Genomic DNA, 26,919 nt, shown 5'->3' on the forward strand with positions numbered 1-26,919 from the left:
CCGGTGCTCCATGGCTTGGCACACTGCTAAATGCCCTTGCTTGCAGCGCGAGGCTTATGGCTTGCAGCTGCTCCCAGCGACCGGAGGAACCATGAGCTATGTAATCGACCGACGCCTGAACGGCAAGAACAAGAGCACGGTCAATCGCCAGCGCTTCTTGCGGCGTTACCGTGACCACATCAAGAAGGCGGTCGAAGAGGCCGTCGGCCGCCGTTCCATCACCGACATGGAGCACGGCGAACAGATCAGCATTCCGGGTCGCGACATCGACGAGCCGGTGCTGCACCACGGCCGTGGTGGCAAGCAGACCGTCGTGCATCCGGGCAACAAGGAGTTCACGGCCGGTGAGCAGATCGCTCGGCCCAAGGGTGGAGGCGGCGGTGGCAGCGGCCCTGGCAAGGCGGGCAATTCCGGCGAAGGCATGGACGAGTTCGTCTTCCAGATCACCCAGGAAGAGTTTCTCGAATTCATGTTCGAAGACCTGGAACTGCCCAATCTGGTCAAGCGTCACCTCAATGGCACCGATACCTTCAAGACCGTACGTGCAGGAGTCAGCAGCGAAGGCAATCCGTCACGCATCAACATCGTGCGCACCTTGCGCTCGGCCCATTCCCGGCGCATCGCGCTGACCGGCAGCAGCCGTGCGGCGTTGCGCAAGGCCGAAGCCGAGCTTGCCCGTCTCAAGGTGGAGGAGCCGGCCAACTTCACCGACATCCAAGCGGTCGAGGCCGAGATCGAGCGGCTGCGGGCGCGTATCAACCGTCTGCCCTTCCTCGACACCTTCGACCTCAAGTACAACCTGCTGGTCAAGCAGCCCAACCCCAGCTCCAAAGCGGTGATGTTTTGCCTGATGGACGTGTCCGGCTCCATGACCCAGGCCACCAAGGACATCGCCAAGCGCTTCTTCATCCTCCTGTACCTGTTCCTCAAGCGTAACTACGACCGCATCGACGTGGTGTTCATCCGCCACCACACCAGCGCCCGCGAGGTGGACGAAGAAGAGTTCTTCTACTCGCGGGAAACCGGCGGCACCATCGTGTCGAGCGCGCTTAAACTGATGCAGGAGATCATGGCCGAGCGCTACCCCACCAACGACTGGAACATCTACGCCGCCCAAGCCTCGGACGGCGACAACTGGAACGACGATTCGCCCATCTGCCGGGACATCCTGGCCAAGCAGATCATGCCCCACGTGCAGTACTACACCTATGTCGAGATCACTCCGCGCGAACACCAGGCGCTGTGGTACGAGTACGAGCGCATGGGCGAGGCTTTCCCCGACACGTTCGCGCAACAGCAACTGGTCTCGGCCGGTGACATCTACCCGGTCTTCCGTGAACTCTTCCAGCGCAGGTTAGCCACATGACCGCCAGAGCCCAGCGACGCCAACCCATTTCCACCGGTTCCGAGTGGACGTTCGAGCTGATCCAGACCTACGACAGGGAAATCAGCCGTCTGGCCGCGCGCTATGCCCTGGATACCTACCCCAACCAGATCGAGGTGATCACCGCCGAGCAGATGATGGACGCCTATGCCTCGGTGGGCATGCCCTTGGGTTATCACCACTGGTCCTATGGCAAGCAGTTCCTCAGCACCGAGAAGTCCTATACACGCGGCCAGATGGGGCTGGCGTACGAGATCGTGATCAACTCCGATCCGTGCATCGCCTACCTGATGGAAGAGAACACCATGTGCATGCAGGCCTTGGTGATCGCCCATGCCTGCTACGGGCACAACAGCTTCTTCAAAGGCAACTACCTGTTCCGCACCTGGACCGACGCCACCTCGATCATCGATTACCTGGTGTTCGCCAAGCAGTACATCAGCCAGTGCGAGGAACGTCACGGCATCGATGCCGTGGAAGACCTCATCGACTCGTGCCATGCCTTGATGAACTATGGCGTCGACCGCTACAAACGGCCCTACCCCATCTCGGCCGAGGAGGAACGCCGGCGCCAGACCGAGCGCGAAGAATACCTGCAACGGCAGATCAACGACCTGTGGCGCACCATTCCGAAAAGTGCGGGCAAAGGCGACGACAGAGACTTCGCACGTTTCCCCGCAGAGCCGCAGGAAAACATTCTCTACTTCATCGAAAAACACGCGCCTCTGCTCGAGCCCTGGCAGCGCGAGGTGGTGCGCATCGTGCGCAAGATCGCGCAGTACTTCTACCCACAGCGCCAAACGCAAGTGATGAACGAAGGGTGGGCCACCTTCTGGCACTACACGTTGATGAACGATCTCTACGACGAAGGCCTGGTGACCGACGGCTTCATGATGGAGTTCTTGCAGTCGCACACCAGCGTAGTGTTCCAGCCCGGCTTCGATAGCCCCTATTACAGCGGCATCAACCCTTACGCACTGGGTTTTGCCATGTACACCGACATCCGCCGCATGTGCGAGCACCCCACCGACGAGGACCGCCACTGGTTCCCGGAAATCGCCGGCAGCGATTGGCTGTCCACCCTGAAGTTCGCCATGAGCAGCTTCAAGGACGAGAGCTTCATTCTGCAGTACCTGTCGCCCAAGGTGATGCGCGACCTGAAGCTGTTCAGCATCCTCGACGACGACCAGCGCGACGACCTGCTGGTGCCGGCCATCCACGACGAGTCGGGTTATCGGACCATCCGCGAGCAATTGGCGGCCCAGTACAACCTGGGCAACCGCGAGCCGAACGTGCAGATCTGGAGCATCGACCGCCGCGGCGACCGCTCGCTGACCCTGCGCCACCAACAGCACAACCGCAAGCCTCTGGGCGATTCCACCGAAGAGGTCATGCGCCATCTGCACAGGTTGTGGGGCTTCGACGTGCACTTGGAAACCGTGCAAGGCGAACAGGTGATGAAAACCCATCACATGCCACCGCGCAGCGAACACGGCGAAGCCCACGACTACGGGCGCCTGGACATGGCCGCCCGCCACCCCTGAGGCGACGTTCGCCGGCGCAGGCCCACAGGGTATGCTGTGAGCCTGCACTGGAGACGTTTATGCACATTTACAAAGTTGGCGGCGCGGTACGCGACCGTTTGCTCGGCCTCGCCGTAAGCGATGTCGATTGGGTGGTGGTGGGCGCCACCGTCGAACAGATGCACGAGCAAGGCTACCGCCCCGTAGGCGCCGATTTCCCGGTATTCCTGCACCCCAAGACCAACGAGGAGTACGCCCTGGCTCGCACCGAGCGCAAGAGCGGACGCGGCTATGGCGGATTCACCTTTCACGCCAGCCCCGACGTGACGCTGGAGCAGGACCTGATCCGCCGTGACCTGACCATCAACGCCATGGCCGAAGACCCACAGGGCAACCTCTACGACCCCTACCACGGGCAACGCGACCTGCAAGCCAAGCTCCTGCGCCACGTGTCCCCGGCCTTCGCCGAAGACCCTTTGCGCGTGCTGCGCGTGGCGCGATTCGCCGCCCGATATGCTCCACTGGGCTTTCGCGTGGCCGAAGAAACGCTGGAGCTGATGCGCCAGATCAGTGAGTCGGGCGAGCTACAAGCGCTGACCGCCGAGCGCAGTTGGAAAGAGATCGAACGCGCCCTGATGGAGGCGCAGCCGCAGATGTTCATCCAGGTGTTGCGCGATTGCGGCGCGCTCGCGCAGTTGATGCCGGAAGTCGATGCGCTGTTCGGCGTGCCGCAACCCGAAGCCCATCATCCGGAAATCGACAGCGGCGTGCATACCCTGGCGGTGTTGCAACAGGCCGCGCTGCACGGCCAGTCGCTGAGCGTGCGCTGGGCTTGCCTGCTGCACGACCTGGGCAAGGGCACCACGCCTCAAGAGCAATGGCCACGGCACATCGCCCACGAACACCGGGGCGTGAAGCTGATCAAGGCGGTCAACCAGCGCTTCAAGGCGCCGAAGGAGTGCCAGGAACTGGCGCTGCTGGTCGGCGAATACCACACCCATGGCCATCGCGCGCTGGAACTGCGGCCGGACACGCTGCTGGAGCTGCTGCAGAAATTCGATGTGTACCGACGTCCACAGCGCTTCGAAGACTTCATCGCCGCATGCGAAATGGATGCTCGCGGCCGTTTGGGTCTGGAAAATCGGTCTTATCCACAGGCCGAGTACCTGCGCGAAGCGGCCAAGGTGGCCCGTGCTGCCAGCGCGCAGCACCTGATCGACCAGGGGCTGGCCGGCAAGGCTTTGGGCGATGCGATCAAGCGCGAGCGGCTCAATGCATTGAAGGCGTTCAAAGCGGCGCGCATGGCGTCGAACGGCTGATGCCCGGCGCTCGGCCCCCATGTCGGGCCGGCCCGCCGCTCGTCACAGGGCAGTGAGTTGCTTACCGCGCCACTCGAACGGCACTGGGGCGAGCACTTGTCGAATATCGGCCTCTTGCCACAGCTGCGCCATGCTCTTGCCGGCCAGCGGGTGTTGCAGGTCGGGCGCGAGCAGTGCCAAGGGCCAGAGCACGAAGGCGTTCTTGAGGATCTCGGCCCGAGGCAGCACCAGGCCGTCGAAGGTGCCGTGCCAGTCGCGGAACATCAACACGTCGATGTCTAGCGGTAGGCCCTTGCGATCGGCGGCATAGCGACCGTTGTCGGCCTCGATGAATTTCAGGCGCCGGTCGAGTTCGAGCAGCGGCAGCGTCGTTTGGCCAGTGACCACCAGGTTGATGAACGGGCCGCTCTTGATGCCCACAGGATCGCTTTCGAAAGCGGCCGAACAGCGCATGTCGCTCAGCAGCTCGGCCAGCGCGTCGAGCCCTGCGCACAGATGGCGCTCGCGCTCGATGTTGCTGCCAAGCCCCAGGTATACCGTGCTCAGAGACATCCGCGCTCGATCTCCACGCCAACGCCACCACGTGCAGCCGGTATGGCGCCCGGTTTGGTCACCTTCAGGCTCATCCAGGTGATGCCGAACTCCTGCATCAAGGCCGCAGCCAGGCGCTCGGCGAAGGTTTCCACCAGTTCGAAACGCGCCTGTTCGGCGAATGCCTGGATACGCGCCGTGACGGTGGCGTAGTCGAGCGTCAGGCTCAGGTCGTCGTCGGCTGCGGCAGGGCGGTTGTCCCAGGCGAAGCGCAGGTCCAGACGCAGGCATTGCCGAATGTCGCGCTCCCAGTCATAGGCGCCGATGACGGTATCGACTTCCAGCCCTTCGATGAACACTCTGTCCAAGCACTTCTCTCCACAGCACGACAAGGGCGACTGGCGCCGTTAGAATCGGGGCGTTCTCGCCCGGAATAGTTAGCATGTTTTGGTCATTGGCACTGTTTGCCTACCTGCTCGGCTCACTGTCCTTCGCCATCGTCCTCAGCCGACTGGCAGGCAGCCCCGACCCGCGCTCGAGCGGCTCCGGCAATGCGGGCGCCACCAACATGCTGCGCCTGGCGGGTCGCCGCATGGCGATCCTGACCCTGTTGGGCGACCTGTGCAAGGGCAGCGTACCGGTGCTGCTGGCCAAGCTGGCCGGCCTCGACCTGCAAGCGCAGGCCTGGATCGGCCTGTGTGCCGTGGTCGGGCACGTATTCCCGGTGTATTTCCGCTTCCACGGCGGAAAGGGTGTGGCCACTGCCGCCGGCATGTTGATGGTGGTGTACCCGCCGGCCGCCTTGCTGGCGATCGGGATCTGGTCGCTCACTTTGCATCTGAGCCGCACCAGCTCCCTAGCCGCCCTGATCGCCACTCCGCTGACCTTGCCGCTGCTGGCCTGGCGCCAGGCCGACGCCCTGCTGCCGGTCACGCTGCTTACCCTGCTGATCGTCTGGAGCCACCGCAACAACCTGCGCGACCTGTGGGCCGGGCGCGAGCGGCACTTCTGAATCCCAGGTGTCGCCCAGCGCTCATGCAGGCTCAAATCGCCGGCAACTGCTCCATCGGCCAACGGGCCTGCACACTGATCGCCAGGTCCTGGCGCTGCCCGGCGAGCAAACGCTGGCAACCGGCATAGGCGATCATCGCGCCGTTGTCGGTACAGAACTGCGGACGCGCGTAATAGACGTTGCCCTTGATGCTCGCCAGCATGTCTTCGAGCGATGCCCGCAGCGCCTTGTTGGCGCTCACGCCGCCAGCGATGACCAGACGCTTGAGACCGGTCTGTTGCAGGGCGCGCTTGCATTTGATGGTCAAGGTGTCGACCACGGCCTGCTGGAACGCCAGGGAAATGTCGCAGCGGGTCTGCTCGGTGTCGTCGCCCGCGGCGCAGCACTGCTGCCAGGCGGTGAGGGTCGAGGTTTTCAAGCCACTGAAGCTGAATTCCAGCCCGGGCCGGTCGGTCATGGGCCGCGGGAACTTGAAGCGCCCCGGTGTGCCCCGCTCGGCCAGACGAGCGATTTCCGGCCCGCCCGGGTAGTTGAGGCCGATGAGCTTGGCGGTCTTGTCGAACGCCTCGCCCGCGGCGTCGTCCAGGCTCTCGCCCAGCAGCTGGTATTGGCCGATGCCATCGACCCGAACCAGCTGGGTATGGCCCCCCGACACCAACAAAGCGACGAACGGAAACGCCGGCGGCTGCGCTTCGAGCATGGGCGCCAGCAGATGGCCTTCCATGTGGTGCACGCCCAGGGCCGGAATGTCCCAGGCGAAGGCCAGCGCCTGCGCGCAGGAGGCCCCCACCAGCAGGGCACCGACCAGGCCCGGGCCGGCGGTGTAGGCGATGGCGTCGATGTCGCCAGGCGCGCGCCCGGCACTGGCCAGAACTTCGCGGATCAGCGGCAGCATGCGCTTGACGTGGTCGCGCGAGGCCAATTCCGGCACCACGCCGCCGTAGACGCGGTGCAGGTCGATCTGGCTGAACAGGGCATCGGCCAACAGACCGCGCTCGCTGTCATATAATGCGACGCCAGTCTCGTCGCAGGATGTTTCCAAGCCCAGTACTAACATGGGTGCGTGCCTTGTGGAGGCTGAATTCGAAGCGGCGCATGATAGTCGCCGCGCCAGGTACCGACCAGCGGTTTTCGATCAGAGGCTTTGCATTCCTGCTGGCGACGGGGTAACATCCGCAACCCTTGAAAACCGACGTTCTCCAGCACACCTTTGTTTTGCCAGGAGTCCGTCTACCCCGGTAATGAATAAGGTAGCCCTGGATGCCAGCCGTCAAAGTTAAAGAGAACGAACCCTTCGACGTAGCTCTGCGTCGCTTCAAGCGCTCCTGCGAAAAAGCCGGTGTATTGGCTGAAGTTCGCAGCCGCGAGTTCTATGAGAAGCCGACTTCGGAGCGTAAGCGTAAAGCTGCCGCCGCTGTAAAGCGTCACGCCAAGAAGGTTCAGCGCGAACAGCGCCGCGCCGTTCGTCTGTACTAATACAGCCGCACGTCGCAAAGCTTCTGCCAAAGCCCGGCCATCGTGCCGGGCTAATGGCAGTTGTAGTTTCAATCCCTGAGCCATGCGCTCCGGGCGCCCCGGCACAAGCCATGGGCACTTCGCGACATTCGTCAGACCTGGTCCTCGACCAGTGGTGCACGTTTTACTGACGAGCCTTTCGAGGCTACCCACGCGCACGCTCCACCCCGCATTCCTTCTTTTTCATCACTGGCCGCTACGTTGCGTTTGCGCGCGAGCGTCTAAACTTGCCAGTCGCCAGATGACGAGACCGCCATGGCCGGGCTGATTCCGCAGAGCTTCATCGATGACCTCCTCAACCGCACCGACATCGTCGATGTGGTGAGCTCGCGCGTGCAGTTGAAGAAAACCGGCAAGAACCTGTCCGCCTGCTGCCCGTTCCACAAGGAGAAAAGCCCCTCCTTCACCGTCAGCCCCGACAAGCAGTTCTACTACTGCTTCGGCTGCGGCGCCGGCGGCAACGCGCTCGGCTTCATCATGGACCACGACAACCTGGACTTCCCCCAGGCGGTCGAGGAACTGGCCCGCGCGGCCGGCATGGAGATTCCGCGCGAGGAAGGCCGGCGCAACCAGAAGCCGCGCCAACCAACCGACTCGCCGCTGTACCCGCTGCTCGAAGCGGCCGCCGAGTTCTTCCGCCAGGCGCTGCGCAACCATCCGACGCGCAAGTCTGCGGTCGAATACCTCAAAGGCCGCGGCCTGTCCGGCGAGATCGCCCGCGACTTCGGCCTGGGGTTCGCGCCACCTGGCTGGGACAACCTGCTCAAGCACCTGGGCGCCGACACCTTGCAACAAAAGGTGATGATCGATGCCGGCCTGCTGATCGAGAACGCCGAGAGCGGCAAGCGCTACGACCGCTTCCGCGACCGGGTGATCTTCCCGATCCGCGACAGCCGCGGGCGCGTCATCGCGTTCGGTGGCCGGGTGCTGGGCGACGACAAGCCCAAATACCTGAACTCGCCGGAAACCCCGGTATTCCACAAGGGCCAGGAGCTGTACGGGCTGTACGAGGCGCGCAAGCACAACCGCAACCTCGACGAAATCATCGTCGTCGAAGGCTACATGGACGTCATCGCCCTGGCCCAGCAAGGCCTGCGCAACGCGGTGGCCACCCTCGGCACCGCGACCAGCGAAGAGCACTTGAAGCGCCTGTACCGAGTGGTGCCCAGCGTGCTGTTCTGCTTCGACGGCGACCAAGCCGGGCGCAAGGCGGCCTGGCGGGCGTTGGAATCGGCCCTGCCGAGCCTGCAGGACGGCCGCCGGGCGCGCTTCCTGTTCCTGCCCGAAGGCGAAGACCCCGATACCTTGGTGCGCGCCGAAGGCACCGATGCCTTCCACGCCCGCATCAACCAGCACGCGCAGCCGCTCGCCGACTATTTCTTCGAGCAACTGAGCAACGAAGCCGATCCGCGTTCGCTGGAAGGCAAGGCACATTTGGCTACCCTGGCAGCGCCGCTGATCGAGCAGGTGCCGGGCGCCAACCTGCGCCAGTTGATGCGCAACCGGCTTCGTGAGATCACCGGTCTCGACCCGCAGCAAGTCGAGCAGCTGGCGCAGAGCGCACCGCCCGCGAGCGCGCCCGATTACGACCCTGGCTACGACTACGACGCGATGGCCACCTTTACTCCCGACTACGGCGACATGCCGCACGTCGAGCATTACGCCGGCCATCAGGAACAACCCGCGTGGGGCGCACACAAAAGCCAAGGCAAGAAACAGTGGCAGGACAAACCCTGGAAAAAGGGCGGCAAGCCCTGGCAGCGCGACGACCGTCGCGAGCCACCGCCACGGGTGCCGGCACCCGTGGAACCGCCCACCCTGTCGGCGCTGCGCACCCTGCTGCACCATCCGTTGCTGGCCGGCAAGGTCGAGAACGCCAGCCACTTCGCCGACGAGGAGCATGTCTACAGCCAGTTGCTCGTAGCCTTGATCGAAGCGGCGCAGAAGAATCCTCGACTAAGCTCGATGCAACTCATCGCACGCTGGCACGGCACCGATCAGGGCCGGTTGCTGCGGGCCCTGGCCGAAAAGGAGTGGTTGATTGACGGCGAAAACCTTGAACAACAGTTCATCGACACCATAACCAGCTTGTCCGCTCGTCAGCGCGAGCGAAGGCTTGAACATCTGATGAAAAAGGCGCGTCTAAGCGATAGCGGCCATGGGCCTGCGCTGTCGAGCGAGGAAAAAACCGAACTGGTCGCCCTGCTCATCCGTCATGTTCCAGCACAAACCCCGACCTCAACTGGCGCGTGAGGTCCTTGCTCGGGTATAATCCCCGGCTTGTTTTTTGCCCGCCAAGACCTTCAGTGGATAGGGTGTTATGTCCGGAAAAGCGCAACAGCAGTCTCGTATCAAAGAGTTGATCACCCGCGGTCGTGAGCAGGGCTACCTGACTTACGCGGAGGTCAACGACCACCTGCCGGAGGATATTTCAGATCCGGAACAGGTGGAAGACATCATCCGCATGATCAACGACATGGGGATCAACGTATTCGAGAGTGCTCCGGATGCGGATGCCCTTTTGTTGGCCGAAGCCGACACCGACGAAGCCGCGGCCGAAGAAGCTGCGGCAGCGTTGGCGGCCGTTGAGACCGATATTGGCCGTACGACCGACCCGGTGCGCATGTACATGCGTGAAATGGGCACCGTCGAACTGCTGACCCGCGAAGGCGAAATCGAAATCGCCAAGCGCATCGAGGAAGGCATCCGTGAAGTCATGGGCGCCATCGCCCACTTCCCGGGTACCGTCGACCACATCCTCAGCGAATACGAGCGTGTCACCACCGACGCGGGCCGTTTGTCCGACGTCTTTAGCGGCTACATCGACCCCGACGACAACATCGCCTCGCCCAACGACGAAGTGCCGATTCCAGGCGCCAAGCCGGCTGCGGCCAAGCAGGAAGGCGACGAGGAAGAAGACGGCGACGATAGCAGCGACGACAGCGAAGACGAAGTCGAAAGCGGTCCCGATCCAGAGCTGGCCCGTCAGCGCTTCGGCGCGGTCGCCGAACAGCGCGACGCCACGCTCAAGGTGCTGAAGAAGCACGGCCGTGCGCACAAGGACAGCTTGGCCGCCATGGCCGCGCTGGCCGAGCTGTTCATGCCGATCAAGCTGGTGCCCAAGCAGTTCGAAGCCCTGGTCGAGCGCGTCCGTGGTGCCCTGGAGCGTCTGCGCGCACAAGAGCGCGCCATCATGCAGTTGTGCGTGCGTGATGCCCGCATGCCGCGCGCCGACTTCCTGCGTCTGTTCCCCAGCAATGAAACCGACCAGACCTGGAGCGGTGACCTCTCCAAGCGCAGCACCAAGTGGGCCGCGGCCCTGGGTGAGAAGAACGCAGCCATCGTGGCTTGCCAGCAAAAGCTGATCGACCTCGAACAAGAGACCGGTCTGAGCGTTGCCGAAATCAAGGACATCAACCGCCGCATGTCCATCGGCGAAGCCAAGGCACGCCGCGCCAAGAAGGAAATGGTCGAGGCGAACCTGCGTCTGGTCATCTCCATCGCCAAGAAATACACCAACCGTGGCCTGCAATTCCTCGACCTGATCCAGGAAGGCAACATCGGTTTGATGAAAGCGGTGGACAAGTTCGAATACCGCCGCGGCTACAAGTTCTCGACCTACGCCACCTGGTGGATTCGTCAGGCGATCACCCGCTCCATCGCCGACCAGGCGCGCACCATCCGTATTCCGGTGCACATGATCGAAACGATCAACAAGCTCAACCGTATTTCCCGGCAGATGCTGCAGGAAATGGGTCGCGAGCCGACGCCGGAAGAACTGGGCGAGCGCATGGAGATGCCTGAGGACAAGATCCGCAAGGTCTTGAAGATCGCCAAAGAGCCGATCTCCATGGAAACGCCGATCGGCGACGACGAAGACTCCCACCTGGGTGACTTCATCGAGGACTCGACCATGCAGTCCCCGATCGATGTCGCCACGGTCGAGAGCTTGAAAGAGGCTACCCGCGACGTACTGTCCGGGCTGACCGCACGCGAGGCCAAGGTGCTGCGCATGCGCTTCGGCATCGACATGAACACCGACCACACCCTCGAGGAGGTCGGCAAACAGTTCGATGTGACCCGTGAGCGTATCCGTCAGATAGAAGCCAAAGCGCTGCGCAAGCTGCGCCACCCGACGCGGAGTGAGCATCTGCGCTCCTTCCTCGACGAGTGACGATCAACCCCGGCCCAGGCCGGGGTTTTTCTTTGTGGCCTCTGTGCAAGAGCACGTCTAAACCGCAGCTTTCAGCGCCAGCAACACTTCCTGCCAAGCAAAACCTCGCGCAGCCGAGCGCACTCGCAATGCCGGTCTACACTCGTTTGACATGTTCCTGGATCGAGACCCCTTCATGCGTTTGTCGCTGGCCCTGCTCACACTGTTTCTTGCCACCTGGACGGCAACCGCCGGCGCCCTCACCCTCACCAAAGAAGAAAACGCCTGGCTCAGGGCTCATCCACAGTTGCGCCTGGGTGGCGACGGAGCCTGGCCGCCTTTCGAGTTCCGCAACGGCGAAGGCCCGTTCCAAGGCCTGTCGGCCGACTACGTCGAGCTGATCCAACGGCGCCTGCGCGTCGCCATGCAGCCAGTCGCGCCGGGCGACTGGACGCACATGCTCGACCAGGCGCGTACTCAACGCGTCGACCTGCTCGCAGCCATCATGTCCACACCCGAGCGTCAGGAGTACTTGTCGTTCACCCGTCCCTACCTGGACTTTCCCATCGTCATCCTGGCGCGCAAAGGCGGCCCGCAGCCGCGCACGCTGCATGACCTGTATGGCTTGAAGATCGCCGTGGTGGAAGACTATGCGCCCCACGAACTGCTGCGCACCCACCATCCGGACCTCAATCTGGTGACCCTGCCCAACGTCAATTCGGTCTTGCAGGCCTTGGCCACCGGGCAGGTGGATGCAGTGGTAAGCGATCTGGCGTCGAGCATCTGGAGCTTGCGCGAGACCAAGCTCGATGGCCTGCACGTCAGCGGCCAAACGCCCTACCGCTACCAACTGGCGATGGCGGTGCCACGGGAAAATGCGATCCTGGTGACGATCCTGGACAAGGTGCTGGCCGACCTCTCCGCAACCGAAGTGAGCGAGATTCAACGTCGCTGGGTGGCCGATGTGCTCGACCAGCGCAGCCTGTGGCACGACGTACTGGTCTACGGCCTGCCGGCGCTGCTGTTGCTCATCGCCGGGCTGGCCATGGTCATGCGCATCAACCGCCGGCTGAGTTCGGAAATAGCCCGGCGCATGGCACTGGAGCAGGAGCTGCGCAGCAGCGAGTACCACTACCGCAGCTTGGTCGAAAGCCTGTCGGCGGTGGCCTGGGAAGCCAATGCCAAGGACTTCACGTTCAGCTACGTTTCGCCCCATGCCGAAGGGCTGCTGGGCTATCCGCTCAAGGACTGGCTCAAACCTGGGTTCTGGCGCAGCATCCTGCATCCCGACGACGCGCTACGCGCCCAGTCCTATTGCGAGCGCGAGACCGCAGCCAGCCGCCACCACAGCCTCGACTACCGGGTGATCTGCGCCGATGGCCACACGCTATGGGTGCGCAACATCGTCAGCATGATCAGGCAGGGTCATGCGCCGCTGATGCGCGGCCTGATGATCGACATCAGCGAGACCAAGCGCACCGAGCATGCCCTGCGGCTCTCGGAACAGAAGTTCGCCTCGGTGTTCGAGCAATGCCCCGACATTCTGGTCATCGCCCGCCACAGCGATGGCCGGCTGCTGGAGGTCAACGAGGCCTTCGAAGCCCAAACCGGGCTGAAGCGCAGCGAAGTCCTTGGCCACACCGCCACCGAGCTGGGCTTGTGGGAGCTCGAAGACAACGCCCCGGGGCTGCTGGAGCGCCTGCACCATGGCGGCATCCGCAATCTGGAAATGACCTTCCTGCGCAGCGGTGGGCAGCGCTTCACCGGCCTGACTTCTGCGGAAACCTTCGACCTCGACGGCGTCCTGGCCTTGGTCGTGGCCGTACGCGACATCAGCCAGTTGAAGCAAACCCAGCAACAGTTGCAAACCTCCGAGGAAAAGTTCGCCAAGGCGTTCCATGCCTCGCCTGACGGCCTGCTGCTGTCACGCCAGAGCGATGGCCTGATGATCGAGGCGAACGAAGGCTTCTGCCGCCTGACAGGCTACAACCTCAACCCCAAACAGCGCGGCCAGACAGCCGTGGACCTGAACATCTGGGCCGACCTGGAAGAGCGCCAGCGGCTCGTCGAGCTGCTCAAGCGCGATGGTTACGTACGCGACTTCAGCTGCCTGATCCGCCGTAGCGACGGTCAGATGCGCTTGTGCGAGCTGTCGGTCAGGCCGTTGCCGATTGCCGGCGTCGACTGCATGCTGACCATCGCCCGCGACATCACCGAACGCCACCTGATGCAGGAAAAGCTGCAACTGGCCGCCACCGTGTTCGAGAACACGGCCGAAGCCGTGCTGATCACCGACACCGACCAGCACATCAGCGCGGTCAACCGGGCGTTCAGCGAGATCACCGGTTACAGCGAAATCGAGGCACTGGGCCAAACGCCGCGAATGCTGGCCTCCGGGCATCACGACAGCGCCTTCTATGCCGCCATGTGGCATCAGCTCACCGCGGAAGGCCACTGGCAGGGCGAAATCTACAACCGGCGCAAGAACGGCGAGATGTACCCCGGCTGGGTCACCATCAGCGTGGTGCGCAACCACGAGCGCGAGATCACCCATTTCGTGTCGGTGTTCGCCGACATCTCCAGCCTCAAGCACGCCCAGGCCAAGCTCGACTACCAAGCACACCACGACCCGCTCACCGGCCTGCCCAACCGCGCGCTGTTCGAAAACCGCCTGCAAATCGCCCTCGCCGACGCCAATGGCACCAGCCACCAAGGTGCGGTGCTGTTCCTCGACCTCGACCGTTTCAAGCACATCAACGACAGCCTCGGCCATCCCGTAGGCGACCTGTTGCTCAAAGGCATCGCCCATCGGCTCAAGGAGCAGGTGCGCGACGTCGACACCGTGGCCCGACTGGGTGGCGACGAGTTCATCATCCTGCTGCCGGGCCTGCACCGCCCCAGCGACGCCAGCACCATCGCCAGCAAGCTGTTGGCGTGTTTCGTCGCACCCTTCCAGGCGGGCGAACACGAGTTCTTCACCAGTGCCAGCATCGGCATTAGCCTATATCCACAGGACGGTACCGATGTCGCGAGCCTGATCCGCAACGCCGACGCGGCCATGTACCGCTCCAAGGCCAAGGGCCGCAACCGTGTCGAAGCCTATACCAGCGACCTGACCGCCCAGGCGAACGAGCGCATCGCTTTGGAGCACGAGCTGCGCCGCGCCATCGAACGCAACGAGCTGAGCCTGTGCTATCAACCCAAGCTCAGCCTCAAGACTCAAGCCCTGGTCGGCGCCGAAGCATTGGTACGCTGGAACCACCCGACCTTCGGCGAAGTGCCGCCCGAGCACTTCATCAACCTGGCCGAAGACAACGGTAGCATCCTGCAAATCGGCGACTGGGTGCTTGAGCAAGCGTGCAAGCAGATGCAGCAGTGGAAAAGCCAGTACCAGGCATTCGGGCCGCTGTCCGTCAACCTGGCCGGCGCCCAGCTGCGCCAACCCAACCTGGCCAAGCGCATCGAGCAATTGCTGCACACCTACCAGCTCGATGCCGGCGACCTGCAACTGGAGATCACCGAAAACTTCATCATGAGTCAGGCCGAAGAGGCCCTGGCCGTGCTCGACCAGCTCAAGCAGCTGGGCGTGCAACTGGCCATCGACGATTTCGGCACAGGTTACTCTTCGCTGAGCTACCTCAAGCGCCTGCCGTTGGACATCCTCAAGATCGACCAATCCTTCATCCGCGGCCTGCCCGAAGACGCCCACGACGCCGCCATCGCCCGCGCCATCATCGCCCTGGGGCGCAGCATGCAGTTGACCATCATCGCCGAGGGCGTGGAGACCCAGGCCCAACAGCAGTTCTTGGCGGCCGAGGGGTGCGAGCAGATCCAGGGGTACATCGTCAGCCTGCCGTTGCCGGCACGGGAATTCGAGGGAGTGTTTCTTCGTATAGCACTTTCGGATCTTTCGGATGGCAGCGAGGGTGATCCCTCGTTATAATCCGGCTTCCTTCTGAGGGCCTATAGCTCAGTTGGTTAGAGCAGAGGACTCATAATCCTTTGGTCCACGGTTCGAGTCCGTGTGGGCCCACCATCTTGTCGAAAGCCGCGCATTGCGCGGCTTTCGCGTTTCTGGCGACACCCTCTCGGATAAAGTGCGGTAGCACGGCAATCCCGCTGATCTGCAGATCGGGCGGCAGATCGCCTTATATGGCTGCAGCACCCCAGCGCCTCTCTCAAGAGTCATTGAGGACGCTGCAAGGTCATCGTGGCTCACGCCAGCAACCGTTCGATCAACGCCTGCTCGTAATCGTTGAGAGGCTGCTCCTCGCAGAGCTTGTTGGAGGCCGTGACCAGCGCCTGGCCCTCGACCTCACGCCCACTGTCGCCATACACATGCCCAAGGTTCTCCAGCGACTGCAAGTTGCCGTGCAGAGAGAAGGAGATCAGATACCAGCGCTCGGCCGCCTCGAGCTCGCCCAGGCGGTGATAGGCCACAGCCAGGTTGTGCTGGGCGTAGACGTGGTCGGATTCCAAGGCCTGCAACAACGCCTCCTTGGCCTGCTGATAGTCTTCGAGCTGCAAGTACAGAAGGCCAAGATTGTTGTAGCCGTCGACATTGCCCAACTCGGCCGCGCGCCGGTAGGCCTGCTCGGCCTGCGGGTAGCGCTCGGCATCCAGATGGACATCGCCGAGCAGGTTCAGCGCCTCCGGATGATCGTGGCGCACGGCGTTGTCGAGGTGCTCGACGGCGGCATCGTGATCGCCATCCTGGTAGGCCATGCTGCCCAGATAGAAGTGGCTGCGCGGGCAATCCGACTCGGCGGCTTTCTGGAAGTGGTGGCGGGCGGTGTCGTGATCGCCCTCCTGGAAGGCCATGCTGCCGAGGTTGTAGTGGCTGCCCGGATAATCATGCTCGGCAGCCCTCTGAAAGTGTCGGCGGGCGACGTCGTTGTTACCGTCCTGGTAGGCCATGATGCCGAGGTTGTAGTGGCTGCCAGGGTAGTCACGATCGGCGGCCATCTGGAAGTGTCGACGGGCATCGGCGCGCTCCTCACGCGCCAAATTCACCGCACCGATGCCATTCATCCAGCGAGCGTCGGCGGAACACGCCTTGGCAAGGTCCTGGAAGCACTTCTGCGCGGTGTCCAGATCCTGCGCGCGAAACGCTGTCCAGGCCTGCTCATGGAGCGCAGTCGCCTGCTCGTCACTGAGCGTTTTTTTCTTCATGAACCACATGGTGCTTCCTACCTTGTGAGGGCCGGCCATTTTAAAGGCGTGTATGGAAGCCAACAAGGCAATGGCTATACGGAGCAGGTCGGTACAACTCTACATAGCCGTCTTGTTTTCCGATTGCCGATTTTAGAAAATCGTCGGTCTTCGGCACGCAGGGATACGCGCATGAAACTCGAGCAGACTACGCAATACAGGTCCGAGGAAGGGATCGTCTTCACGCTGACTCAAATCACCCTCATGGAAAGCGACCGAGGTCGTCTGCGCGAGTTGCACTTTGGCGAAGCGAAACGCGCCCATTATGAGGTCAATAGAATGGTCGTCGATATGTACGACCGAATGCAGGCTCGACACCTGCCATGCCTGCTGACAATCCGTATCTCCAGCCCACTGACTCGACAGCAGGCCGATGCTATCAACACTACGCGCGGCAACGTTGCAAAGGGGGTTGCTGCGGCCTCAGGAGGTGCAGCCAGGAGTATAGGTGCGCTGGGCGGTCCGCTCATTGGCTGGGCTTCAGGGGCAGGCGTGACGGCGGGTGTCGCCTGGTACCTTAAGGGGGTCCTGCCGAACCTGCATGCAGGCGACGTACTGGTCAGCGTCGAGGGAGAGGTCAATGGCGGAATTGGCCCGCAGCGTTCTGGCAGGACGCTGGTCATCAAGGTCTAAGGAACTGCATATGTCCTATATCACGCAAACAGTCGTCTTGTTGGTGTTAGGCGCGATCCTCATTCAGTTTCTAAAACCCTATTCGCTACGAAAATGGCTGGGTTTGGCGCTGCTGGCAATCGGTGTGATCGGCATTTTCAAGGGGGGTGAGCAGCATTTGCTGGGCTTTGACCTGGGATTGCTAACGGTGTTGGCCGTGCCGCTGGGTATGACGCTTTTCTCGACACGGCGGAGGTTCACGGAGGAGGATTGAAGTCCTGACATAGTCATTGGATGAGGTTTTTGAACCGAACCCATAGGAAATAACGGGCGATCAACAGAAGATCGATCGATGGTATTCGCGTCGTACCTTGCAGGAGAACGCCATGCCCCGCTCCAACCACCTACTGCAAACCTTCCTGGCCCACCCCATCGTCGTAGGCGACCCGCTCCTGCCCACGCACTATGCGCACTTCGACACCTTGGAAACCTTTCAGACAGGCATCCGCACCCACGGCCGCACCGGCGAAAGCCTGGTAAGCGAAGCAGACGGCGCATGGCATCCCGCTTGGTACGCCATCGCCCAAACCGGGCTCGACGATCCCATCTTCATTGCCATAGACCAGGCTGACCAAGGTTACCCGGTCTACTACGCCCCGCACGGCGCCGGACGTTGGGATGCGCTGGAGATCGCGCCGAATCTGGAGACTTTTGCCCGGCTGTTGCAGGCACTGGCAGACACGCAAGACGCCGGCCAATGGCAGGCCTTGATCGAAGCCGAAACCGGTCCCGCGAATGCGTTCTGGCAGGAAGTCATCGACGCACGCATGCAACCTGCGGACGTGGAGGAAGCGTCCTCGTCGGACGACGCTGACTATGACCCCACCGACTTCGAAGCAGGCGACCTGATCGTCACCGACCTCGGCCCACAGAAGCTGCGCGTCGTTCAGCTGGTCAGCAAACACCTCGGCATACCGCTAAAAGAAACCCTGGCGCTCGCCGACACGCCACCGCTGAAAGCAGCGAGCGGCGTGCGCAAATGGCTGCGGCCTCTGCAAGAACAGCTCGATGCGCTAGGCGCACGAACCCGATTCCAGAAGACGCAACCCTAACCCACTCAGAACTGGTAACTCACCGTCGCATTCACATTCCGCTCTTCGCCCAGGTAGCAATAGCTCAGGCTCGCGCACGAGGCGACGTAGGACTCGTTCGTCAGGTTGTTGGCATTAACCCGCACATCCACCCCCTTGAGCCCCACCTTGCCCAGGTCATAGCCCACCGACGCGTCGAACAACGTGTACGACGGCACCTTCATGGTGTTCTCGGCGTCGGCCCAGCTGTACCCGACATACCGCACCCCACCGCCGACCCGCAGGCCATCCAGCGCACCGCTGTTAAACGCGTAGTCGCCCCACAGCGAAGCCATATGCTTCGGCGCCTGGGTCGGCGAGTTGCCCTTGTTGTCGATGACGTTGCCCGCCGTACTGAAGGTGCTGGGCATCGACTTCGAATACTCGATGTCGGTCAGGGTATAGCTACCCAACAACTTGAAGTTGTCGGTCAACTGCATGTGCGCTTCGAGCTCCAACCCCTGCGAACGCACGGCGCCGACGGGACGGTAGAAGTTCTCTTGCGGCAGTTTGGAGGCCAGGTTTTCCTGTTCGATGTGGAACACCGAAGCGGTGAACAGATCGTCCGTGCCCGGCGGCTGGTACTTGATCCCGGCTTCCCACTGCGTGCCGTCGGTAGGCGCCAGCGGGCTGCCGGTATTATCGGAGTAGGAATTGGGGTTGAAGGACTCCGAATAGCTCAGGTAGGGCGCGATGCCGTTTTCGAACAGGTAGAGCACACCGGCGCGGCCCGTGGTCTTGGTGCGTTTGTCCTCGATTTCGGTGCCTTCCGGACGCCCGAACTCGGCGATGCGGTTTTCGTCCGAGGTGGTGACCCAGTCGTTGCGCAGGCCCAGGGAGAAGCGCCATTGGTCCCATTCGATCAGATCCTGAGCATAGACCCCAGTCTGCTCCAGGCGGCGCAGGTAGCTGGTGGGGCTGTAGTAGTCGATCGCGTCGTTGCCGTAGACCGGATCGAAGGCATCGAGCGAGGCGACCGCGCCGCTGCTCCAGTCCACCACCGTCTTGCGCCGCTGGTAGTCGGCACCCAGCAGCAGCGTGTGCTTGGCGCTGCCGGTGAAGAAGTCGGCTTGCAGCATGTTGTCGATGATGAAGGCATGCAGACGCTCTTTGCCGCCCGAGTAGTAGCGGTTCAGCTCGTTGCTGGTCGGTGTGGTCCAGCCATAGCCGTAGATCTGGTCGAGCTCGACTTTCGAGTCTTGATAGCGAAAGTTCTGACGAGCCGTGAAGACATCGTTGAAGCGGTGCTCGAACTGGTAGCTGAAGGACTGCTGGTCCCGGCTGTAGCCATCGACGTTCGGCTCGCCATCGAAGAAGTGCTCGGAAATGCGCCGGCCGTTGCGCTGGTGCAGGCTGCCGTCGGCCGGTACGCCGCCATGGTAGCCACCCTCCGGGTCGTGCTGGAGGTAGGCCTGCAACGTCAGCGAGGTGTCCTCGGAAAAGTCGATGCTGAGGGTGGGCGAGAGGGCGTAGCGCTTTTCCTCGACATGGTCGAACTGCGTGTCGGATTTGTCGGCCAGGCCAATCAAACGATAGGCGATGCGCTTGTCGTCATCGACCGGCCCGCTGAAGTCGAAGCCCATGCCGCGTTGGCCCTGGGTGCCTACGGTGGCCTGGATCTGGTGGTACGGCGTGTACAGCGGCTTCTTGCTGGTCAGCGCCACCAGGCCGCCGGGGGAGCTGCGCCCGTAGAGCACCGACGACGGGCCTTTGAGGATGTCGACGCGCTCGAGGAAGTATGGATCGACCTGCATGGTGCTGAAGGTGCCGCTGTCGCCCATCGACTTCAGGCCGTCGAGGTAGATGTTGTCCACCGCGCCGTCGTTGAAGCCGCGCATGGCCACGTAGTCGTAGCGGTGGGTGGCGCCGTAGGGGTTGGTCAGCACGCCGGGGGTATAGCGCATGGTCTGGGCGACAGTCTGCGCGCCTTGGTCGTCCATCTGCTGACGGGTCACGACCGAGACCGATTGCGAGGTTTCCACCAGCGCGGTGCTGGTCTTGGTCGCCACCTGGCTGTGGGTCGCGGTGTAGCCGTCGACGCTGCCCAGAGCATTGCCCAGGGTGAAGCCGCGTACGTCGGTCGCCGACAGGGACAAGACGTCGCCCTCCTGCGCAGGGCGCAGCACGTAACTGCCCGTGTCGGTGGCCACGGCCTGCAGACCGCTGCCGCTCAGCAACAGCGCCAGGGCCTGTTCGACCGAGTACTGGCCCTGCAAACCGGGGGACTGCGCGCCGGTCGTCTGCTGTGGGGTGACCGACAGGGTGATCCCCGCCTGGCGTGCGAACTGGTTCAGCGCCTCGCCCAGCGGTGCGGGTGCAATGGCGTACGCCCGCGTGCTGGCGGCGACGGCCGTGGTTTCCTGGGCCTGGCTCTGCGCAGACAGGACGCCGACGCCCAGCGCCGTGGTCAGGGTCGCGAGCCGAACCGCACTGCTCAGACGGTTGCGTCGTGCGCCGGCGCGGTCGACTGGCGGGCGCGCTTGGGAAGAGGTCAGTTGCCGGGTCATCGGGAGTTCCGTAAAGGGTGGAGTCGAGGGGGTGATTCCCTCTTAGCCGGACGACTGCGCAAAACCCGCCAAAAAAGATCAGGCCTGACGCCGCAGGGTGACCCACCAGCGCGTGCGGTACTCCACGCGCACGGGCAGGGTCTGGGCCAGGACGGCCAGCAGCTTGTCCGTGTCCTCCAACCGAAACACCCCGGACAGGCGCAGGTCGGCGATGTCGTCGGTGCAGGCCAGATGCCCTTTGCGGTAGCGCGCCACCTCGGCCAGGAAGTCGTGCAGGCGCATGCCGCGGGTGACGATCAGGCCGTCGACCCACGCTGCCGCGTCCATGTCCGGCTGCGCCACGCGCAGCGCTTGCGTGGTGCTGACTCGGTAATCCTGGCCGGGGTGGACCTCGACCGGGCTGGCGTTGAACGGGCGGATCAGCACTTGTCCAGCGGTCACGCCCAGCCGGGTCTGGTCCTTGCCTTGGCGCAGCACGAACCGCCCGCCCAAGGTTTCGAACACGCCGTGCTTGCTACGCACCTGCAACGGCAACCGGTTGTCGGTGGATGGCAGGGGCTCGGTCTCCAGCAGAATCTCCCCGCGCGTGAGGCTGATCGAGCGGTGGCGAGCGGTGAAATGCTGGTCCACCGCGCTGTCGGTGTTGAGTTGCAGGCGTGTGCCATCGGCCAGGCGAACGCTGCTGCGCTGGCCGACACCTGTGGCGTAATCGGCGCGCCATGTGTGCACGGGCGACAGGTCGCGGGCGAGCCAAGCGGCCGACCCGAGTACCGCCACGCCCGACAACAGCTTCAGGGCCTGGCGCCGGTCCAGCCGCTGCCGGCTCTGCTCCAGCGCTTCGACCGCCACACCGGGCGCAGGCAGCGCCCCGAATTGTGCACTCAGCTCGCCGTTGAGCGCCTGCACCCGCTGCCAGGCCTGCTCATGCTCGTTCGTCTGCGCCCGCCAATGCTGGCATTGCTGATAAAGCCGAGAATCGCGCGGGTGGACCTGCAAGCGCAACGACCACTGGATGGCCTGCCTGACCACCGTCTCGCAAGGCGGCTCGGCCCTCGGAGCGCGGTTCACGCGCCGTATCGCAGCAAGTAGCAGTGGTACAGCGCGTCGGCGACGTAGCGCTCCACCGAACGCAGCGAAACGCCCATTCGCGCGGCGATCTGCGGGTGTGACAAGCCTTCGCATTGCGCCAGAAGAAACGCCTGCCGCACCTTGGGTTTCAAGCCGTCGAGCATGCGCGCGATGCTTTCCAGCAACTCGAAGATGAGCTCGCGGGATTCGGGCGAAGGCGATTCCAGTTCCGGCCGCAGGGCCAGCGCTTCCAGGTAGGCACGCTCGATTTCCCCACGCCGCCAATGGTCGATCACCAAGCCCTTGGCGACGGTGCGCAGGAAGGCGCGAGGCGTTTTCAGCTCCAGCCGCTCGCGACGGTTGAGCAGGCGGATGAAGGTGTCCTGGACGAGGTCGGCCGCGTCGGCGGCGTTGTCCAGTTTGCTGTGCAACCAGGCCTGCAGCCAGCGGTGGTGGTCGACATAGAGGGTGGTCAAGCTCGGGTGATGGGAAGGCATAGGGCGCGTCCGAGCGCTGCGTAAATGATAATTGGTCGCATTGTGGGCAAGTGCTGGGCGATTTGCAATCGCGGCGCGGGATGGAATGGCCGGTATCGCTTCCCTCATCGAGGCAAATCGCAGTGTCCGATCGGCAGCTTTGACAAGGGTAGCCATGCCACACTGCCCACCTTCTACCCAAGCTTGGAGCGGACATGCACAGTATCGGCATACTCGGCGTAGGCGAACTGGCGGAAAAACTCGTGCGCGGTCTGCGTCATGGCGGTCATACCGGCGCCATCTTTCTTTCCCCGCGCAATCGGCAGCGCGCATCGGCGTTGCGCGATCAGTTCGACTGCCAGGTGATGCCTGACAACCAGGCGCTGGTCGAGCGGTCGAGCGTGGTCATACTGGGCGTGCGCCCGGACGTTGTCGCGCAACTGGCGAGCGAAGTGTCGCTAGGCGCCGACAAGATACTGATCTCGCTGGTGGCGGGCATGGATTCGAGTGCGCTGGCCCAACGCTTCCCCGAAGCGACCGTGGTCAGGGCCATGCTTTCCTACGCGGCCGAGATCAATGCCACGACCGTCGTCACCTATCCTGACAATGGGGCTGCCCGCAAGCTGTGGGCGCCGTTGGGCACGTTCATTGCGCTGCAAGACGAAAGCGCCTTCGAAGTCGCGACCGTCGCGGCCTGCATGAACGGCTGGTTTTATTTCTGGCTGCACGACCTGCAGCGCTGGTTCGTCGACCAGGGCCTGCCGCACGCGCAGGCCAGGCAACTGGTGTTGAGCAACCTGCAGGATTGTCTGGCCAGCGCTCGGCACAATCCGGATACGGACCTTGAAACGATGGGCAATGCCATCGCCACGCCTGGCACCTTCACCCGGCAAGGGCTGGATGTGCTTCGTGAGCGGCAGGTGTCAGCACCTTGGACAGCGGCATTCGACAGCGTACTGCTCGAACTCGGGCGCGAAGGGTGAGCCCATTCGAATCGATTCGTTCGAAGACTGTGACGGGTTTGGCACATCGATGTCCCTCTCCTGCCCACACACGCTGAACAGGCACCCTGGCGAGGTGGTCCTCTGCAGCACACACGCCAAGAGACCACCGCCATGCGCCCGCCTCATCTGCTTGCCGCCCTTCCCCTCGCCTGCGCCCTGATCGGAGGCTGCGCCGCGCCGAAAACCGAATCGGCGGTCGACGCGCCGGGCCGTCCCGAATCCGCCAAGACCCAACTGCTCGAAGCCGGCGCCGCCACCTTGCAGGCCAAGACGCCGATTTCCAAGATAAACGCCTACCTCGACGGCTTCCATTTCTACAACGGCCATCCGCACGTGCAGATGGAAGCGCACCACTACTGCTCGATCCTCAACGAGGACGTGATCCAGTGCGTGATCTTCGACGGCAACCGCGAAGACGCCAAGATCATGGGCGTGGAGTACATCATCGACGAGAAGCTGTTCGCCGGCCTGCCGCCCAAGGAGAAAGCCTTGTGGCACAGCCACGGCTACGAAGTGTCGTCGGGCCAGTTGGTCGCGCCGGGCATTCCGGCGCCTGCGGAGCATGCGTTGATGGAGCGTCTGGCGCACACCTACGGCAAGACCTGGCACACCTGGCATACCGACCAGGACAAGAACCTGCCGGTGGGCGTGCCGCAACTGATGATGGGCTTCACCGCCGATGGCCAGGCGGACGCGGCGATGGTCGAGCAGCGCAATGCGCGGCTGGGCATCGACACTGCGAAGACCAAACGGCAACGCGCGGACATCGCCATTCCCCGTCCCGATCCCGCTGCCGACGGCGGGCGACACGGCAAGGCGTACCAGATCGAAGACCCGACCGGTGGCCACTTGCACCAGCCTGCCACCTCGACGCCCGAGCAGAGGAACAGCCGTTCGAGCCAGTGACGATGTCCAGCCCGATGGGCGCGCGCTAGCGCCCGTCGGGCTGCCGGCACGGGCGGCTTCGAATGGCGACGCCGGATGCTGCGCTCGTTCGGGCGCCATGGCATTCGCACGCCCCTTCGTCTGCTATTGCCTACCCCACCTGCCCTGGCTAGTCTGCCGCCTCCGCCTACAGAGACTCGCCATGTCGCCTACACGCCCCGTGACCTTGGATGACACCGACCGTCAGTTGATCTCGCTGCTGCAAATCAACGCCCGCGCCAGCGTCGCCACGTTGGCGCGAGCGTTGGGCATCGCGCGCACCACGGTGAATTCGCGCCTGGCCCGCCTGGAAAAGGCCCAGTTCATCACCGGTTATGGCGTGCGCCTCGGGCAAGGTTTGCTCGAAGGCGGTTTGCAGGCCTACGTCGGCATCAAGGTGCGGCCACGTTCGGGCAAGGACGTGGTCAAGCGCTTGAGCGCCATGGGCCAAGTGCAGCAGCTGTGCGCAGTGAGCGGGGAGTTCGATTACGTGGCCTGGCTACGCACCGACTCGCCCGAGCAGCTCGACCAGTCGCTGGACCAGATCGGTGGGGTGGAAGGGGTCGAAAAGACCACTACCTCGATCATCCTCAGCAACAAGCTCGATCGCAGCGAGCGACGCTGATTTCGCCGGAAGCCTTGTAGGCTTCGTCGTTTTGTTCGAACAGTGGGCGAAACGCTGACGAATTGCGTCTTATCTACGAGCGGCGCGCTCTCTACACTGACCCTCAGGCATCTTCCAGGCAGGGGGTCCAGAGGCAACGCTTCCTACACATGGAAACGAACCACGACACCTGGCCAGGCTGGATGCACTTCCTATACTCAGGCTCCGTCCCGCGCAGCCCCACCGGTAAGGTCAGGTCATGAACAAGCACAACCGCCACCCCGCTGACGGCAAGGCCCCCATCACCATCTTCGGCCCGGACTTCCCGTTCGCGTTCGACGATTGGTTGGAGCACCCGGCAGGGTTGGGCAGCATTCCGGCCGAACGGCACGGCGAGGAGGTGGCGATCGTCGGCGCGGGTATCGCTGGCCTGGTCGCGGCCTACGAATTGATGAAGCTGGGTTTGAAACCCGTGGTCTACGAGGCCTCCAAACTGGGCGGGCGCTTGCGTTCGCAAGCCTTCAACGGCACCGACGGCATCGTCGCCGAGCTGGGCGGGATGCGCTTTCCGGTCTCGTCCACGGCCTTCTACCACTACGTCGACAAGCTGGGGCTGGAGACGCGCCCGTTCCCCAACCCGCTGACGCCGGCCTCCGGCAGCACGGTGATCGACCTGGAAGGGCAGACCTACTACGCGCAGAACGCCGCCGACCTGCCCGCCCTGTTCAACGAAGTGGCCGAGGCCTGGGCCGATGCGCTGGAGGAGCGTGCCAGCTTCGGCGACATCCAGCAGGCCATCCGCGACCGTGACGTACCGCGGCTCAAGCAGCTGTGGGACCAGCTCGTGCCGCTGTGGGACGACCGCACCTTCTACGACTTCGTCGCCACCTCGAAATCCTTCGCCAAGCTGAGCTTCCTGCACCGCGAGGTGTTCGGCCAGGTCGGCTTCGGCACCGGTGGCTGGGACTCGGACTTTCCCAATTCGATGCTGGAAATCTTCCGTGTGGTGATGACCAACTGCGACGACCACCAGCACCTGGTGGTCGGTGGCGTCGAGCAGGTGCCGCAGGGGCTCTGGCGGCACGTGCCGGAGCGGTGCGCGCACTGGCCCACCGGCACCAGCCTCAGCGCCCTGCATGGTGGCGCGCCGCGCAGTGGGGTCAAGCGCATCGCCCGGGCGGCCGACGGCCTGCTGGCGGTGACCGACAGTTGGGGCAATGCCCGGCACTACGCGGCGGTGCTGGTCACCTGCCAGAGCTGGCTGCTGACCACGCAGATCGATTGCGAAGAAGCGCTGTTCTCGCAAAAGCTGTGGATGGCCCTGGACCGCACCCGCTACATGCAGGCTTCGAAAACCTTCGTCATGGTCGACCGGCCGTTCTGGAAAGACAAAGACCCGGACACCGGCCGCGACCTGATGAGCATGACCCTTACCGACCGCCTGACCCGCGGCACCTATCTGTTCGACAACGGCGACGACAAGCCGGGGGTGATCTGCCTGTCCTACGCCTGGATGAGCGATGCGCTGAAGATGCTGCCGCACCCCACCGAAAAACGCGTGCAACTGGCGCTGGAAGCCCTGAAGAAGATCTACCCGCGCACCGACATCGCCGGCCACATCATCGGTGACCCGATCAGCATTTCCTGGGAAGCCGATCCGTACTTCCTCGGCGCCTTCAAAGGCGCGCTGCCCGGGCACTACCGCTACAACCAGCGCATGTACGCGCACTTCATGCAGGCCGACCTGCCCAGCGAGCAGCGCGGCATCTTCCTTGCCGGGGACGACGTGTCGTGGACACCGGCCTGGGTCGAAGGCGCGGTGCAGACGTCGTTGAACGCGGTGTGGGGCATCCTTGCCCATTACGGCGGGCACACCCATAGCGAAAACCCGGGGCCGGGCGACGTGTTCCACGAAATCGGTCCGATTGCCCTGCCAGACTGACTCA

General features: G+C 63.4%; 22 protein-coding genes and 1 tRNA gene. 16 read left to right on the top strand and 7 right to left on the bottom strand.

Features of this window, described 5'->3' with window-relative positions:
* Positions 1–91: 91 nt before the first annotated feature.
* From B4M43_RS19245 to B4M43_RS19255, 3 genes are read left to right on the top strand one after another with little or no spacing between them, the layout of a single operon-like run.
* A complete protein-coding gene (locus B4M43_RS19245) occupies positions 92–1,366 on the top strand; it encodes a YeaH/YhbH family protein (RefSeq protein ID WP_296269072.1) in 1,275 nt (424 codons plus the stop codon).
* Positions 1,363–2,928 (top strand): SpoVR family protein, encoded by a 1,566-nt coding sequence (locus B4M43_RS19250; RefSeq protein ID WP_296269073.1) that lies wholly within the window; start codon positions 1,363–1,365, stop codon positions 2,926–2,928. The genes B4M43_RS19245 and B4M43_RS19250 overlap by 4 nt, the downstream gene beginning before the upstream one ends.
* Before the next feature lie 59 nt (positions 2,929–2,987).
* A complete protein-coding gene (locus B4M43_RS19255) occupies positions 2,988–4,226 on the top strand; it encodes a multifunctional CCA addition/repair protein (RefSeq protein ID WP_296269074.1) in 1,239 nt (412 codons plus the stop codon).
* 42 nt (positions 4,227–4,268) lie between these two features.
* Here the strand turns inward: B4M43_RS19255 and folK are convergent, their stop codons facing one another.
* Both folK and folB read right to left on the bottom strand, forming a co-directional pair.
* Positions 4,269–4,778 carry a 2-amino-4-hydroxy-6-hydroxymethyldihydropteridine diphosphokinase gene (gene folK, locus B4M43_RS19260; RefSeq protein ID WP_296269075.1) on the bottom strand — a complete coding sequence of 170 codons (510 nt, stop codon included), beginning with the start codon at positions 4,776–4,778 and terminating at the stop codon, positions 4,269–4,271.
* A complete protein-coding gene (gene folB, locus B4M43_RS19265) occupies positions 4,769–5,125 on the bottom strand; it encodes a dihydroneopterin aldolase (protein WP_296269076.1) in 357 nt (118 codons plus the stop codon). The genes folK and folB overlap by 10 nt, the downstream gene beginning before the upstream one ends.
* 74 nt (positions 5,126–5,199) lie before the next feature.
* Here folB and plsY point away from each other — a divergent pair, with 74 nt between their 5' ends.
* Positions 5,200–5,769, top strand: a complete 570-nt coding sequence (gene plsY / locus B4M43_RS19270) for a glycerol-3-phosphate 1-O-acyltransferase PlsY (RefSeq protein ID WP_296269077.1) — start codon at positions 5,200–5,202, stop codon at positions 5,767–5,769.
* Between the two features lie 31 nt (positions 5,770–5,800).
* On the opposite strand, the gene tsaD is transcribed toward plsY, so the two are convergent.
* A complete protein-coding gene (tsaD, locus tag B4M43_RS19275) occupies positions 5,801–6,826 on the bottom strand; it encodes a tRNA (adenosine(37)-N6)-threonylcarbamoyltransferase complex transferase subunit TsaD (RefSeq protein ID WP_296269078.1) in 1,026 nt (341 codons plus the stop codon).
* Positions 6,827–7,029: 203 nt separating this feature from the next.
* Here tsaD and rpsU point away from each other — a divergent pair, with 203 nt between their 5' ends.
* The 5 genes from rpsU (at position 7,030) to B4M43_RS19300 (ending at position 15,473) form a co-directional block, all read left to right on the top strand.
* Positions 7,030–7,245, top strand: a complete 216-nt coding sequence (rpsU, locus tag B4M43_RS19280; RefSeq protein ID WP_002551877.1) for a 30S ribosomal protein S21 — start codon at positions 7,030–7,032, stop codon at positions 7,243–7,245.
* Between the two features lie 294 nt (positions 7,246–7,539).
* A complete protein-coding gene (gene dnaG, locus B4M43_RS19285) occupies positions 7,540–9,537 on the top strand; it encodes a DNA primase (protein ID WP_296269079.1) in 1,998 nt (665 codons plus the stop codon).
* Between the two features lie 67 nt (positions 9,538–9,604).
* Positions 9,605–11,458 (top strand): RNA polymerase sigma factor RpoD, encoded by a 1,854-nt coding sequence (rpoD, locus tag B4M43_RS19290; RefSeq protein WP_296269080.1) that lies wholly within the window; start codon positions 9,605–9,607, stop codon positions 11,456–11,458.
* 175 nt (positions 11,459–11,633) lie between these two features.
* Positions 11,634–15,380, top strand: coding sequence for a bifunctional diguanylate cyclase/phosphodiesterase (locus B4M43_RS19295; RefSeq protein WP_296269081.1), 3,747 nt, complete (start codon positions 11,634–11,636; stop codon positions 15,378–15,380).
* Between the two features lie 16 nt (positions 15,381–15,396).
* Positions 15,397–15,473, top strand: a tRNA-Ile gene (locus tag B4M43_RS19300).
* 179 nt (positions 15,474–15,652) lie between these two features.
* Here B4M43_RS19300 and B4M43_RS19305 read toward each other — a convergent pair.
* Entirely contained in the window at positions 15,653–16,609 is a 957-nt protein-coding gene (locus B4M43_RS19305) for a tetratricopeptide repeat protein (protein ID WP_296269082.1), read from the bottom strand.
* Positions 16,610–16,780: 171 nt separating this feature from the next.
* Here B4M43_RS19305 and B4M43_RS19310 point away from each other — a divergent pair, with 171 nt between their 5' ends.
* The 3 genes from B4M43_RS19310 to B4M43_RS19320 all read left to right on the top strand — a co-directional run bounded on the left by B4M43_RS19310 (position 16,781) and on the right by B4M43_RS19320 (position 18,372).
* The gene (locus B4M43_RS19310) at positions 16,781–17,281 is read left to right on the top strand and encodes a hypothetical protein (protein ID WP_296269083.1); all 501 of its coding nucleotides are present in this window, start codon (positions 16,781–16,783) and stop codon (positions 17,279–17,281) included.
* 10 nt (positions 17,282–17,291) lie between these two features.
* Entirely contained in the window at positions 17,292–17,534 is a 243-nt protein-coding gene (locus tag B4M43_RS19315; RefSeq protein WP_296269084.1) for a hypothetical protein, read from the top strand.
* 112 nt (positions 17,535–17,646) lie between these two features.
* The gene (locus B4M43_RS19320; RefSeq protein ID WP_296269085.1) at positions 17,647–18,372 is read left to right on the top strand and encodes a hypothetical protein; all 726 of its coding nucleotides are present in this window, start codon (positions 17,647–17,649) and stop codon (positions 18,370–18,372) included.
* Positions 18,373–18,377: 5 nt separating this feature from the next.
* Here B4M43_RS19320 and B4M43_RS19325 read toward each other — a convergent pair whose 3' ends face one another.
* From B4M43_RS19325 to B4M43_RS19335, 3 genes are all read right to left on the bottom strand, one after another.
* A complete protein-coding gene (locus tag B4M43_RS19325) occupies positions 18,378–20,897 on the bottom strand; it encodes a TonB-dependent siderophore receptor (protein WP_296269086.1) in 2,520 nt (839 codons plus the stop codon).
* Positions 20,898–20,975: 78 nt separating this feature from the next.
* On the bottom strand, positions 20,976–21,965 hold the full coding sequence (locus B4M43_RS19330; RefSeq protein ID WP_296269087.1) for a FecR family protein: 990 nt from the start codon (positions 21,963–21,965) through the stop codon (positions 20,976–20,978).
* Positions 21,962–22,462, bottom strand: a complete 501-nt coding sequence (locus B4M43_RS19335) for a sigma-70 family RNA polymerase sigma factor (RefSeq protein ID WP_296269088.1) — start codon at positions 22,460–22,462, stop codon at positions 21,962–21,964. The genes B4M43_RS19330 and B4M43_RS19335 overlap by 4 nt, the downstream gene beginning before the upstream one ends.
* Before the next feature lie 194 nt (positions 22,463–22,656).
* Between B4M43_RS19335 and B4M43_RS19340 the strand changes: the two genes are divergently transcribed.
* The 4 genes from B4M43_RS19340 to B4M43_RS19355 all read left to right on the top strand — a co-directional run bounded on the left by B4M43_RS19340 (position 22,657) and on the right by B4M43_RS19355 (position 26,915).
* Positions 22,657–23,424 carry an NAD(P)-binding domain-containing protein gene (locus B4M43_RS19340; RefSeq protein WP_296269089.1) on the top strand — a complete coding sequence of 256 codons (768 nt, stop codon included), beginning with the start codon at positions 22,657–22,659 and terminating at the stop codon, positions 23,422–23,424.
* Between the two features lie 132 nt (positions 23,425–23,556).
* Complete coding sequence (locus tag B4M43_RS19345) at positions 23,557–24,351, top strand: OBAP family protein (protein ID WP_296269090.1); 795 nt, start codon at positions 23,557–23,559, stop codon at positions 24,349–24,351.
* A 181-nt stretch (positions 24,352–24,532) separates the two neighbouring features.
* Positions 24,533–24,994, top strand: a complete 462-nt coding sequence (locus B4M43_RS19350) for an Lrp/AsnC family transcriptional regulator (RefSeq protein ID WP_296269091.1) — start codon at positions 24,533–24,535, stop codon at positions 24,992–24,994.
* 238 nt (positions 24,995–25,232) lie between these two features.
* Entirely contained in the window at positions 25,233–26,915 is a 1,683-nt protein-coding gene (locus B4M43_RS19355; protein ID WP_296269092.1) for a flavin monoamine oxidase family protein, read from the top strand.
* The last annotated feature ends 4 nt before the right edge of the window (positions 26,916–26,919 follow it).

The organism is Pseudomonas sp. UBA6562, assembly GCF_002434265.1.
Lineage (GTDB): Bacteria > Pseudomonadota > Gammaproteobacteria > Pseudomonadales > Pseudomonadaceae > Aquipseudomonas.